At 38.5% G+C, this 12,009-nt stretch carries 13 protein-coding genes; 8 read left to right on the top strand and 5 right to left on the bottom strand.

The genetic code is table 11. The annotated features are described in order from the left end of the window. The 4 genes from HP439_RS14455 to coaA form a co-directional block, all read left to right on the top strand. A partial coding sequence (locus HP439_RS14455) for a nucleoside recognition domain-containing protein (RefSeq protein ID WP_172391046.1) occupies nt 1–1,147 on the top strand: 1,147 nt, incomplete at its 5' end. Nucleotides 1,148–1,154: 7 nt separating this feature from the next. Next, nucleotides 1,155–1,538: a methylglyoxal synthase gene (locus HP439_RS14450; RefSeq protein ID WP_172391045.1), complete on the top strand. Its 384-nt coding sequence runs from the start codon at nt 1,155–1,157 to the stop codon at nt 1,536–1,538. Next, nucleotides 1,531–1,935, top strand: coding sequence for an OsmC family protein (locus HP439_RS14445; RefSeq protein WP_172391044.1), 405 nt, complete (start codon nt 1,531–1,533; stop codon nt 1,933–1,935). Before HP439_RS14450 ends, HP439_RS14445 begins: the two co-directional genes overlap by 8 nt. Nucleotides 1,936–1,996: 61 nt before the next feature. After that, on the top strand, nt 1,997–2,944 hold the full coding sequence (coaA, locus tag HP439_RS14440) for a type I pantothenate kinase (RefSeq protein ID WP_172391043.1): 948 nt from the start codon (nt 1,997–1,999) through the stop codon (nt 2,942–2,944). 7 nt (nt 2,945–2,951) lie between these two features. Here coaA and HP439_RS14435 read toward each other — a convergent pair whose 3' ends face one another. Continuing rightward, nucleotides 2,952–3,815 carry a mechanosensitive ion channel family protein gene (locus tag HP439_RS14435; RefSeq protein ID WP_172391042.1) on the bottom strand — a complete coding sequence of 288 codons (864 nt, stop codon included), beginning with the start codon at nt 3,813–3,815 and terminating at the stop codon, nt 2,952–2,954. Between the two features lie 252 nt (nt 3,816–4,067). Here HP439_RS14435 and HP439_RS14430 point away from each other — a divergent pair, with 252 nt between their 5' ends. Further along, nucleotides 4,068–5,021 (top strand): acetyl-CoA carboxylase carboxyltransferase subunit alpha, encoded by a 954-nt coding sequence (locus HP439_RS14430; protein ID WP_172391041.1) that lies wholly within the window; start codon nt 4,068–4,070, stop codon nt 5,019–5,021. Nucleotides 5,022–5,088: 67 nt separating this feature from the next. Here the strand turns inward: HP439_RS14430 and HP439_RS14425 are convergent, their stop codons facing one another. Then, the gene (locus tag HP439_RS14425) at nt 5,089–6,072 is read right to left on the bottom strand and encodes a polysaccharide deacetylase family protein (protein WP_246229376.1); all 984 of its coding nucleotides are present in this window, start codon (nt 6,070–6,072) and stop codon (nt 5,089–5,091) included. A gap of 279 nt (nt 6,073–6,351) precedes the next feature. Between HP439_RS14425 and HP439_RS14420 the strand changes: the two genes are divergently transcribed. Both HP439_RS14420 and ychF read left to right on the top strand, forming a co-directional pair. Further along, on the top strand, nt 6,352–6,798 hold the full coding sequence (locus tag HP439_RS14420; RefSeq protein WP_172391040.1) for a hypothetical protein: 447 nt from the start codon (nt 6,352–6,354) through the stop codon (nt 6,796–6,798). 399 nt (nt 6,799–7,197) lie between these two features. Then, on the top strand, nt 7,198–8,298 hold the full coding sequence (gene ychF / locus HP439_RS14415) for a redox-regulated ATPase YchF (RefSeq protein ID WP_172391047.1): 1,101 nt from the start codon (nt 7,198–7,200) through the stop codon (nt 8,296–8,298). A 210-nt stretch (nt 8,299–8,508) separates the two neighbouring features. On the opposite strand, the gene HP439_RS14410 is transcribed toward ychF, so the two are convergent. After that, on the bottom strand, nt 8,509–9,585 hold the full coding sequence (locus tag HP439_RS14410; protein ID WP_172391039.1) for a tetratricopeptide repeat protein: 1,077 nt from the start codon (nt 9,583–9,585) through the stop codon (nt 8,509–8,511). Between the two features lie 65 nt (nt 9,586–9,650). Beyond that, nucleotides 9,651–10,421 carry a C40 family peptidase gene (locus HP439_RS14405; RefSeq protein ID WP_172391038.1) on the bottom strand — a complete coding sequence of 257 codons (771 nt, stop codon included), beginning with the start codon at nt 10,419–10,421 and terminating at the stop codon, nt 9,651–9,653. Between the two features lie 71 nt (nt 10,422–10,492). Here HP439_RS14405 and HP439_RS14400 point away from each other — a divergent pair, with 71 nt between their 5' ends. Continuing rightward, nucleotides 10,493–10,960 carry a universal stress protein gene (locus HP439_RS14400; protein ID WP_172391037.1) on the top strand — a complete coding sequence of 156 codons (468 nt, stop codon included), beginning with the start codon at nt 10,493–10,495 and terminating at the stop codon, nt 10,958–10,960. A gap of 198 nt (nt 10,961–11,158) precedes the next feature. On the opposite strand, the gene HP439_RS14395 is transcribed toward HP439_RS14400, so the two are convergent. Then, on the bottom strand, nt 11,159–12,009 hold an 851-nt coding region (locus HP439_RS14395; protein WP_172391036.1), incomplete at its 5' end, for an RsmB/NOP family class I SAM-dependent RNA methyltransferase.

The raw sequence follows: 12,009 nt of genomic DNA, 5'->3' as shown, positions 1-12,009 counted from the left end.
AGTATTCCAAAATATTGTAAATTCTCTCTTCGAAAGTGCGGCTACTGGGGCGTCAATTTCACTGGGCTTAATTGGTATGATGACATTCGCCCTCGGTATCATGAAAATTGGCGAAAAAGGTGGTATGATTGCTATCTTTGCTAGACTGGTGGGCCCCTTTTTTAACAAGCTTTTCCCAGAAATTCCAAAAAATCATCCCGCATTAGGTTCGATTTTAATGAATTTTTCAGCGAATGCGTTGGGATTGGATAATGCCGCAACGCCTTTAGGACTAAAGGCGATGAAAGAGCTACAAGAATTAAATCCAAACAAAGAAACAGCTTCTAATGCGCAAATAATGTTCATCGTTTTGAACGCATCGAGTCTTACTTTGCTCCCAATTTCAATTATGGCCTATCGGCAAGAAGCGGGAGCAGTTCAACCATCGGATATCTTTTTACCCATTCTAATAGCAACATTCTTTTCGTCATTGGCGGCGCTGATTCTGGTATCTTTCTATCAGAAAATAAATCTTTTCCAAAGAACGATATTGGCATATATAGGTGCTATGATCTTGATAATTGGAGGAACACTTTTTTACTTCAACACCTTATCACAAGACGAAATAAGCGTTATATCCAGAGTAGTTGGAAACCTTATTTTATTCTCCATTTTTGTTTCTTTTATTGCTTTGGCGGTATTCCGAAAAATTAATGTTTATGATGCCTTTATTGAGGGGGCGAAAGAAGGATTCGATGTAGCTGTTAAAATTATCCCATATTTAGTTGCTATCTTAGTAGGAATCGCTGTCTTCCGCGCCTCGGGCACAATGGACTATATCATAAGTGGTATTGCTTATATTATCCGATCAGTGGGTATTGACACCTCTTTCGTTGATGCATTACCTGTCGCATTTATGAAACCATTGAGCGGATCAGGAGCTCGAGGCCTTATGGTCGAACTTATGGCAACAAACGGCGCAGATGATTTTGCCTCGCGAGTTGCCTGCGTAATCCAAGGTTCTACGGAAACCACATTTTATGTATTGGCGGTTTACTTCGGCTCGGTAGCGATCAAACGCACAAGACACGCATTGCCTTGTGCTCTATTATCGGAATTGGTTGGGGTTATCGCGGCCATTATTGTTTCTTATATTTTCTTTAAATAAAACTAGAATGAAAAAAACTATTGCCCTTGTCGCTCATGATGGAAAGAAGGCAGATATGGTTGCTTTCGCTAAAGATCATGTCGAACAACTTCGCAACGCAATTATTGTAGCGACCGGCACAACCGGCGCGTATATATTGCAGACTGGTCTGGAAGTGGATCTAAAATTAAGTGGTCCAATGGGCGGTGATGCACAAATTGCCGCAATGACTGCAGAAGGAAAAATAGATGCTATCATATTCTTTAGAGATCCTTTAGGAAAACACGTACATGAACCAGACATTCAAATGCTTATGCGTATTTCAGATTTATACAATGTGCCTTTAGCAACCAACCCCGCGGCTGGTAGTTTAATTATTGAAGGCCTTTTTAATAGGAATACCGATGGCTAGAGAAGTGTGTGTAACCATCGGAAACGACAAATACAAAACAACGGTAACTATTGAACCATCGCACGTTTTAATCGCAGATGAGCCACAAGATGTTGGAGGTACTGATCAAGGCCCAGCTCCATCTGAATTTTTCTTAACTGCACTCGGCTCTTGCAAAGTTATTACGATGCGTATGTACGCTGATCGAAAATCATGGCCTTTAGAAACCGCAACTGTAAATTTAAGCATGGAAAGCTTACCGTCTGAATTGCAGGTTACAACATATATTAAATGTCATATCGATTTGCAAGGGAAGCTATCCGAGGAGCAAAGAAACCGGCTGCTAAAAATTGCTGAGAAGTGCCCGATACATAAAATATTAAGTAATCCAATTGTAATCGAAAGCAATTTAGTTTAAATTTTTCCTAATTATTTTTCGCTAACGTAGTATATTTGCCCTCATTCAAAAATAAAAAGGTATGTCTTTAGGCGACAATAATGGAGCTAACAATCCTTTCCAACTAGTTGAAAGAGCGGAATGGAAGAAACTTAATGGACAATTTTCACATAAACTTGCGCCCAGTGATGTAAAAAACCTTCACGCATTAAATGAGCCTTTGACGATTGCTGAGATCGAAGACATATACTTCCCACTGGCTCACTTGATTGACATTTTCGTGCAACAATATCGTGAATCGCACTATTTAGTAAATGGGTATTTAAACAAACATACACAGCGTCTACCATTTATCATAGGCATTGCTGGTTCCGTCGCTGTCGGAAAAAGCACGACGGCACGAGTATTACAAAAGGTACTCTCAATGCTGCCGGACAAGCCCAACGTGGATTTAGTTACCACGGACGGTTTTTTGTATCCAAACGAAGTACTCAACGAACGAAACATTCTTAACAGAAAGGGCTTTCCAGAGAGCTATGATACTAAACTTCTATTAAACTTTCTTTCTGCGATGAAATCAGGAGAACCAAAGTTTGAAGTACCGGTTTACTCCCACGTTGAATATGATATTCTAAAGGATCAAGTACAGGTCGTTAAAATGCCTGACATTTTAATAGTAGAAGGAATAAATGTGTTGCAAGTAAATTCTACAACAGGAAATAATGTGTTCGTTTCCGATTATTTCGATTATTCTATTTATGTGGACGCCGACGAATCAGATATTATGGCGTGGTACGTCGCTCGATTTGAATCGTTGCGCGCTACTTCATTTCAAAACAAAGATTCGTATTTTCACCGCTATGCAGATATGGGTGAGAAGGAGAGTATTGCAATGGCAACGAATATTTGGAACGAAATAAATAGACCGAATTTACGTGAAAATATTCTCCCCACCCGTTATAGGGCCGATTTAATTTTAGAGAAAGGATCACATCACTTCGTTAGGAATATTCGCATACGTAAAATTTAAAAAATCGTCAATTCTGGTCGGCCTTAAACTTTAAGACAGCTTTTAAAATCTCATTTTCTAACTGGCGATGTAAGCTATTGCTGCTACTGATTGCGCGAATATCCAACTTACATTTGACCGCATCCTTTGTTATGGCGAGGACTTTTAACTCAGTAGGATTTTCATCTATCAAATTAGGATGATTTACAAGATTCTCTTGTATTCGTTTTTGCAGCAAATCAATATCTTCGGCAAGGTCAAGCGGGATCTCAAATTTTATCGAAACCAATGCGGACCTATGTGCGGACAAATTCACAATAGGCGTAACAAAAATCAAGTTATTCGGCACCATCACCATATCGTCTTCCTCATCTTGAATTATTAAACTCGTTAACGTAATATCAACAATGCGTCCATTATGATCTCCTATTTTAACCCGATCACCGACTGATAGTTGATCGGAAAACATAATCAATAATCCCGAAATCATATTGGTAATATATTCTCTAAAAATTACCGCGATTGCCATTGCAACGATGGTTAAGCTCGTTACAAAATCTCGGGGATCAATGCCTAGCGTAATCATAACCGACACTACCCCTACCGTCGTATTTAATATCGCCGTAAGTCTATTCACCCCAAGTACAAAATTCCCGCGAACAATACGACGCTCATGTCGCTTATTGTAGAGTAAAATAAGAATATAGCGACCGATCGAAAAAAGAATACTTAACGACAAAAATAAATTCAAAGCATCTGAGGCACGATCCGTAAAATTATGTTCTTTATAAAACTGTCCAAAATATATAAATGATGTATTCAAAAATACCCATAAAAGGATTTTTGCAATTAGTTGCCAATGGCTATTTCGCCTTTTCGTTTCGCTCATCATATCTACGCGAAAATATCATAATTATTGATTTCAAACAATTGGTATTTACAAAAACATTCATTTGGTTCTATATTTTGAGCAAAAATATAACTGCACAATTTTTCTACTCAAATTATAAATGGATAAGGCATAATTTTAAAAGAAATAACAACTTGATTAAAAGGATCTTAACCATTTCCCACATTACACAAATTTTATAATAACCAAAAATAAATTAACTTAGCAGGCTAAAGTGTACTAGTACATCATATTATGCAAACAACATTTGATTTCGAGAAACCTATCGCAGATTTGCAAACTCAAATAGAGAAGGTTCTACAAGTCCAAGAAAAAACGAAAGTTGACATGAGTGCAACGATCAATGAGTTGGAAACGAAGCTGGCTCAAACAAAAACTGAGATCTATTCAAATATGACCGGATGGCAAAAAGTACAGATGTCCCGTCACCCAGATCGCCCACAAACATTCGATTATATAGAATTAATCTGTGATGAATTTATAGAGCTCCACGGAGACCGCACAGTTAAAGATGATAAAGCTATCATAGGGGGATTGGCTACCATTAACGGTAAATCAATTATGCTTATCGGCCATCAAAAAGGCAAAAACACAAAAGAGCGCCAATATCGTAACTTTGGGATGGCAAACCCAGAAGGTTACCGCAAAGCATTACGTCTTATGAAAATGGCGGAAAAATTTAATGTTCCAGTCGTTACGCTGATCGACACAATGGGCGCGTATCCTGGTTTAGAAGCAGAAGAGCGCGGTCAAGGTGAAGCAATTGCGAGAAATCTGCTAGAAATGTCCGTGCTAAACGTGCCAATCATCTGCGTGGTTATTGGAGAAGGAGCATCTGGGGGGGCCTTGGGAATTGGCGTTGGTGATCGAGTTTATATGTTACAAAACACTTGGTATTCTGTAATATCTCCTGAATCTTGCTCCTCAATTCTTTATCGGAGTTGGGATCAAAAAGAAAAAGCTGCGGATTCTCTTAAATTAACTGCAGAAGACATGTTACAAAATGGTTTAATCGACGGTATCATAGAAGAGCCCGTGGGCGGTGCCCATCAGGACCCACTGGCTACATCCCAAAATTTAAAAACCAAAATATTAGCAGATCTAGCTGTGTTGACGCAAAAAGACAAAGAAGCACTAGTAAGCGAACGTATTGAAAAGTTTAGCAACATGGGTGCAATAAATGAATAAATCAAGTTTTGCAATTCAAAATAAAAGCCATCAAATCTGATGGCTTTTATTTTGAATATTACTTCTATTAATATCGATGTGGATAGTTACTCATGAACTCAAACGAAAAGTCAGTATTCTGTTTTAAAGTATCTATAAGATGTGACAACAGCTCCTGCCCGTACTTAGATTGAAACATATCATCATGCATTAAAAGCACGACATTGTTTGGCTCCATCGATGATTTATTGTTCATATAATTACGTAACCTCGTATAGATCTCATCCACTGTCTGAATAGGTTTTCCTGTAAGACCATGAATTTTCCATTCAACGTCCCAACCAAATATTTTATATCCATCACCAAATAAGAGATCCGCAGTACTAGCGCCGCTTTGAAGATCAATCCGGCGCATGTCATTATATATCCAAATGTTGCGCCCCGGCATTCTGACGATTTTATGCTTCAATCCCAAATCCGTTTCATTTTTCGCAAAATCATCATACGCACCAACGGGGTTACTATAAAAAGCTGTAAATTTATTTTTTGCGTGTGAAAAACTATGATTATAACATTCTATCAATGGATTTGCCTCATATCGTTCAAAAGCACGACGTAACCCTTTCGACATGCCACTGTGACGTCCGACCAGAAAAGTGCTTATCTTGATTCCCTTAGCCGTAATGATTGAGTCTATCGCATTGCTGCCGATAAGAGGCCCATCATCAAAAGTAAAATAAATATGTTTAGGCCGTTTATCAAATGCGCGCCGCAAAGAATCTCGACGACGGTGTTGCTCCCATTTAATATATTTGTTAACAGAATCGATGCTAACCGAGCCTAGCGTATCCACAGGAAAAACAACAGCTTCTCGCCACCTTTTGGTCAATTCGCCGGTGGCCTTATAAGATTCTATTTTTGGTGTATCCTGGCTTGAGGATTCCAAATTTGCGACTTTAGATATGGTGCCTGCCGCTTTGCTTAACATATCACCGCTACACGAACTAAGTATAAATGCACATAAAACCACCACTACAGTTCCAATAAAATCCCTGCGTTTTATCATGCTCATCAACGACATTTCAAAATTTTTTGTAAAATTAAATTATTAGATGCGTAAACACAAAATAATTAACTGAGAAATATGTCATTTTACGAAAACTACAATAATTCACTTGACGATGTTTCACTGCTTAGCCTACGTTATCCTATTTTTACAATATTATATGCCAAATTTAATAGAAAGACCTTTTCATCCCAATAAGAAAAGGGGCTGCCTAGTTTTAGACGCCCCTCTCCTTTTTTATTAAACAACTATTTCAATATTAACGAATGGATTTTATTGCTAAAAATGATTACCTATGCCCTCGGTGTTTTTTGTGCGATTTATAATGTTTATGATTACTCTTTTTATAATGTTTGCTGCCACTACCCTTCGAATATCGTTTATGGCCATCATAACGATCATAAGCTCGATGGTTATGAGTTACACGATCTCGTCTGTTATGAGTACGATGGGTGTAATGGGATCTATTATGAGAGCGATGACTGTAATGCGACCTATGATGCTTATGCCTTTTCCACGGATACGAGTCATTTATCACTACCTTTCGCGTCCGATACAGATCAATCCCTCTATGTCTACGCGGTAATGAAGCGTGTGTCACCCAACTACTTCCTTGGAGATAAACGTAATGCCTACTCGAGACGTCATAATACACATCTAACTCGGGCATATAATAATAACGCGCATAGTCGTATCCAGAAGGCCCCCACGACGGTTGGGAGCCGATATTAATGTTCACACTTACTTGTGCGTCGGCGGATTTAGCAAATCCAATAAAACTTAATAAAATCGCTGCGTAGAATAACTTTTTCATAACACCCTCCTTTTAATTTTTCACTTGTAAAAATGTTTGTAAGTAAGACGACAAAATACTAACGAAGGATTAACCGTATAAATGTTAAAAAATGTAAAACGCAATAATATTCTCTCGACACATTGAGCATCAGCACGTTCAGCTTAATTTCAATTGAGCGTGGGGATATGCAATCCACTACAAAGGGGTCCAACGTAAACTGCAACCAACCGAACTACGGATTCAAAGACCGCTAACAGTTTGCATTTTCCGCTCCAAAGCGGACAAAATATTTTTTTTTACGTATGTTTGTGGAATTTAAAAAAAACGCAAACTTCATGGCTTTACAATGTGGTATCGTTGGGTTACCTAACGTCGGTAAATCAACATTATTTAACTGTCTGTCAAATGCAAAAGCACAAGCAGCAAATTTTCCGTTTTGTACAATCGAACCAAATATCGGAGTAATAACCGTTCCTGATGAACGCATAAACAAACTTGCCGAATTAGTTAATCCTCAACGCATAGTCCCTAATACTATTGAAATTGTAGATATTGCAGGATTGGTGAAAGGGGCATCCAAGGGAGAGGGTTTAGGTAATCAATTTTTAGGAAATATTAGAACAACAAACGCTATTATTCATGTACTTCGTTGCTTTGATGACGGAAATGTAATTCATGTTGACGGTTCCGTCGATCCAATTCGCGACAAAGAAATCATTGACACGGAACTTCAATTGAAAGACTTGGATACTGTCGTAAAACGCATTCAAAAGGTCGAAAAAATGGCGAAAACTGGTGGAGACAAGGATGCAAAAAAGACTTTTGAAATTCTCTCTGTAATAAAAAATCATCTAGAATCAGGACGATCAGCGCGTACTACACCAATCGACGCAGAGGACTTTGAATTTATCGAAGACCTAGCCTTATTGACTGTCAAACCCGTATTATACGTATGTAACGTTGACGAAGGATCAGTAAACACTGGAAATGCATATGTCGAACGCGTAAAAGATGCTGTAAAAGACGAAAATGCCGAAGTTCTAGTCATTTCAGCACAAATAGAGTCTGAAATTGCTCAATTGGAATCATATGAAGAACGAAAAATGTTCCTTGAGGATCTAGGATTAGAGGAATCCGGCGTTCATAAGTTGATACGCGCAGCATATTCGCTTTTAAATTTAGCCACATACTTTACAGCAGGTGTACAAGAAGTACGAGCTTGGACAATTGAGAATGGCTACACAGCTCCTCAAGCAGCAGGCGTAATTCATACAGATTTTGAAAAGGGCTTTATTCGAGCAGAAGTAATTAAATACAATGATTTTGTACAATATGGATCTGAATCCTCTGTAAAAGAAGCGGGTAAACTAAGTGTAGAAGGGAAAAGTTATATTGTAGAGGACGGAGATATCATGCACTTCCGTTTTAATGTCTAACGACTAAATTAACAGAAAGTTCGTCGACAACGGGCCTACCTTCTCTCCTATTAAGCTACGGGCTTACAACACAGAATCTCCTGTGTCAACCTCTTCTCAATACGATCAAGGAGCGGAGATATCTTTTTTATTTATCAAATATTTGATAAATAAAAAAGATATCTTAAATGTATTACAAATACAAAATAACCAATCAGTTCGATACAAATATCAATTATTCATATAATCGTCATTCCAACCATCTATATCATCAATGTCGTCGAGTTCATCGTTTTCGCCTCTGTTATCCTGGTCGAGTTTCTCTGAAATCTGTCGATCATTTTCGGCGCCAATATGATCCCCCAACTGCTTTTTGATATCCGAACGATGCAAATAGATACTTGAATTTAAAGGGTCTAATAAAACGGCTTCAGATGTATCACTAAGCGCTGCGTCGAGATTCCCGATCTCTTCATAAATAAATGACCGATCTATATAATAATTTGCTTCTTTAGAGTTTAAGTCAATGCAACGATCATAGTCATCTAGCGCGCAACGCCAATCTTTTCTTGCTACGTAGAAAGCCGCTCTTTGCTGATAAACGACGTCATCATCTGGCCTTAATAAAATCGCTTGATTATAATAATCTGAGGCCAATTCATATTCTTTTATTCCTTCATAAATCGTTCCTAAAAATAAACGCGCATACGCATGATCTGGCTTTAAACTAATTACTTTTTGGAGATCGATATAGGCTAAATCATATCTTAGGATCCTAATATATAAAACACCGCGCTGATATAGCAATGACGAATGTTCTCCAAATTTCGCTATCCCTTCTGTAAATACTAGAATTGCCGGATCGATATCCCCTTGTAACACCAATTCTTTGCCAACAGTTAACAATTCTTCATACGTAGAATATCGGTTCGGCTCAACAACCGATCCATATAATTGATCATTTGCAGATTTCAATACGTAGAAAATAAACTCACAATACGTCCTATCCAAAGACGCAACCTTTCCATAATCGTAAAATGCACCTTCCGCCTCGTCATTCATTAAGTTCGTAAAATATCGACAGGCATAAAAAAAAGGTACATCGGGAAATTCTACAATCGCTTGAGAATACAATTCAAATGCCAATTCGAATTTATCTTGTTCGAACGCATCCAACCCTCTTTTTGCGAAATTAAATGCATCATCTGATTCATCGAAATCGATCGACGTATCACGATGTAATAGCATAGGAAATAAACGACTACTTGCTAATTTAAAATCTAAATTATTCGAAATATTTATACTCATATTAACATCACTGTTTTTAGCTTACCTACCTTCTTTGTTGTGCAGTGGTTATATCGGCGAACGCTCTAAAAGTATCGCTTAACTATTCTCAATTTATGGGTGTAGCGGTTAAGATCATTATTAAAAATACCTTCGGAATCCATTCTATCGATCCGTACTTTTGCCGATGCATGAATTATAGATTCGTTATCAATCATTATTCCCACATGTGTAATCCGACCTTCTTGATTATCAAAAAACGCTAAGTCACCCGTTCTGATTTCCGTTAAGAAATCTACAACGGTACCTACCTCTGCTTGTTGATAAGCATCGCGGGGAAGCTTAACGCCAAAATGCCTATAGATTGCTTGGCTAAGGCCAGAACAATCAATCCCTAAATGAGATCGTCCGCCCCATAAATACGGACTATCAACATAATAATTGATCAGCTTAGGCAGCTCTACTTCAATATCACTCGAAATGGCTGTTCGCAAATCGCCTGTAATAACGAAAGGAAAGTGCCCATTTCCTATTGGAGATATTTCAGGGACAAGGGTACTAGGTAGAAGCGCTATAGTGTTGCGTTCATTGACATTTGCTTTCGCTCCGGTAATGTTCACAACTTGAAAGCCAACATTTGGATGCCTTATAACAGATTCCGAATCCAAAGTAAAAAATTGTCCCTGTTGGACCCAGCCTTCGTAACTCACATCGAGCAACCGAACAAAAGCCCAATCGGACTGATTTTCAATAATTTCAAACCGTTCACCGAACAGCAGTTGACTAACCATCTCACTTCGATGAGATGCCGCGCTTCGAAGAGCAACGATTGTTAGGTTACAAACAGCAATTTTCATAAAAATATCTTAAAACAATTCAAACAATTCGCTTGTTCTATATACGAAGTTAACTTTTATCCGATAAAAAGATGAGCAATCACAGATTTAATAGAATACTTTTAGCAGTTGACGATACACCCTGTACACAAAAGGCAATTGAATATGCCAAAGACTTGGTACAAGAGTTCAATTCATCTCTTGCCTTAGTGACGGTTGTTCCACCTACCTCACCTGCAGCATACGGCGCTGATCCGCTATTAGGTCAGCAACCGATTATCGTATCGGAAGTCTCGGAAATACAACATGAATCCGCTCAACGATATCTTGATCGTATAAGTTCGGAATTCGAGAATGCACAGGAGGTTTTTCTATTCAATAAAGTCGGGAATGTCCGTGATGAAATTTTAAGCACGGCTGCGGAATGGACCGCCGACCTGATTATTATGGGATCAAATGGGCGAACTGGCTTTGAACATTTTATTTCTGGAAGTGTCTCTGAATCGGTTATACGAAAGGCGAGTTGCCCCGTATTAGTCGTTCCCGGAAAATGCGATTAACCATTGTTCGTACTGCAATTTTGTATGTTATAACTGTTCTCAGAGAAACACGTATGCTTAAACAGTTGGACAAACTACTAAGATACCGCCGTGCTATGGCCTACGCCATTCAATGAAACCGTGCTCGGCAGAAGATTTAAGTTTAGAAATAGCTTACTTCAAAAGTAGAATTTCAAATACTTTAAGAAAAAAGTTATATTAAAAAGGCTTACGTAATCGAACCGAATACATGCTATCGGATTGTCGGTGATAACCAGGGATAATTCCCCCTTCTTCAAAAACTAGACCACAGTTTTCCTGAATATACATAAGTATTTCTTCGTTTTCTTCAGCAAAAACAGAGCAAGTTATGTATATCAATTGGCCACCAGGTTTAACATACGGAGCAATATTTGACACAATTTCTTTCTGTAATTTAGAAAATCCCCGAATTGATTCCTCGGAACATTGCTGAATCATTTCGGGAGTTCGTCCCCATGTCCCCGAGCCGGAACACGGAGCATCGAGTATTATGCCATCAAAGCTTTCCCCGCGCATAATATCGCGAATGTCGGCTTTCAAATCTATTATCTTTTTACGATAGTTCGTCCTAATATTGGATTTTTGAAATCGTTCATCTAAGTTCCTCAAAATACTCATTCGTAAATCGGAAACTAACAACTTAACGCTCGGTTCTTTATCCAAAAGTAGAAGAGACTTCCCTCCCGAGGCCGCACAGGCATCCCACCAGGTTTCCCCTGCGTTTATCTGGGCGGTGTCTAGACTTTGTTGGGATGAGAAATCCTGCACCTCGATCGCCCCCGTAATTACATCGATATCTTGCAATTTTGTTCCGTTGGGTAAGCGGTATACTTGATCAATTTCCCGCTTATAACGAACACCAGCCTGCAAAAGACACTGTTCAACAAAAGATTCTTTTCCTCTTTTCACTCGAATAAAAAGATCGGGCTGTACAAAATGACTAATAAGGAAAGTATCCCTATCTATCCCGGTAGAAAGTTCATTGGAAAATGGAATAACCTCGTCTATTAATTTTGAGCCATATATCG

This window comes from Sphingobacterium shayense, from assembly GCF_013179575.1.
In the GTDB taxonomy this organism is placed as follows: domain Bacteria; phylum Bacteroidota; class Bacteroidia; order Sphingobacteriales; family Sphingobacteriaceae; genus Sphingobacterium; species Sphingobacterium shayense.
This window is presented reverse-complemented; position numbering and strand designations above follow the sequence as displayed.

Bases quoted from the DNA above. Each gene is read 5' to 3' on its own strand.
- HP439_RS14450 (WP_172391045.1), top strand. From the start codon at position 1,155: ATGAAAAAAACTATTGCCCTTGTCGCTCATGATGGAAAGAAGGCAGAT.
- HP439_RS14445 (WP_172391044.1), top strand. From the start codon at position 1,531: ATGGCTAGAGAAGTGTGTGTAACCATCGGAAACGACAAATACAAAACA.
- coaA (WP_172391043.1), top strand. From the start codon at position 1,997: ATGTCTTTAGGCGACAATAATGGAGCTAACAATCCTTTCCAACTAGTT.
- HP439_RS14435 (WP_172391042.1), bottom strand. From the start codon at position 3,815: ATGATGAGCGAAACGAAAAGGCGAAATAGCCATTGGCAACTAATTGCA.
- HP439_RS14430 (WP_172391041.1), top strand. From the start codon at position 4,068: ATGCAAACAACATTTGATTTCGAGAAACCTATCGCAGATTTGCAAACT.
- HP439_RS14425 (WP_246229376.1), bottom strand. From the start codon at position 6,072: ATGAGCATGATAAAACGCAGGGATTTTATTGGAACTGTAGTGGTGGTT.
- HP439_RS14420 (WP_172391040.1), top strand. From the start codon at position 6,352: ATGATTACCTATGCCCTCGGTGTTTTTTGTGCGATTTATAATGTTTAT.
- ychF (WP_172391047.1), top strand. From the start codon at position 7,198: ATGGCTTTACAATGTGGTATCGTTGGGTTACCTAACGTCGGTAAATCA.
- HP439_RS14410 (WP_172391039.1), bottom strand. From the start codon at position 9,585: ATGAGTATAAATATTTCGAATAATTTAGATTTTAAATTAGCAAGTAGT.
- HP439_RS14405 (WP_172391038.1), bottom strand. From the start codon at position 10,421: ATGAAAATTGCTGTTTGTAACCTAACAATCGTTGCTCTTCGAAGCGCG.
- HP439_RS14400 (WP_172391037.1), top strand. From the start codon at position 10,493: ATGAGCAATCACAGATTTAATAGAATACTTTTAGCAGTTGACGATACA.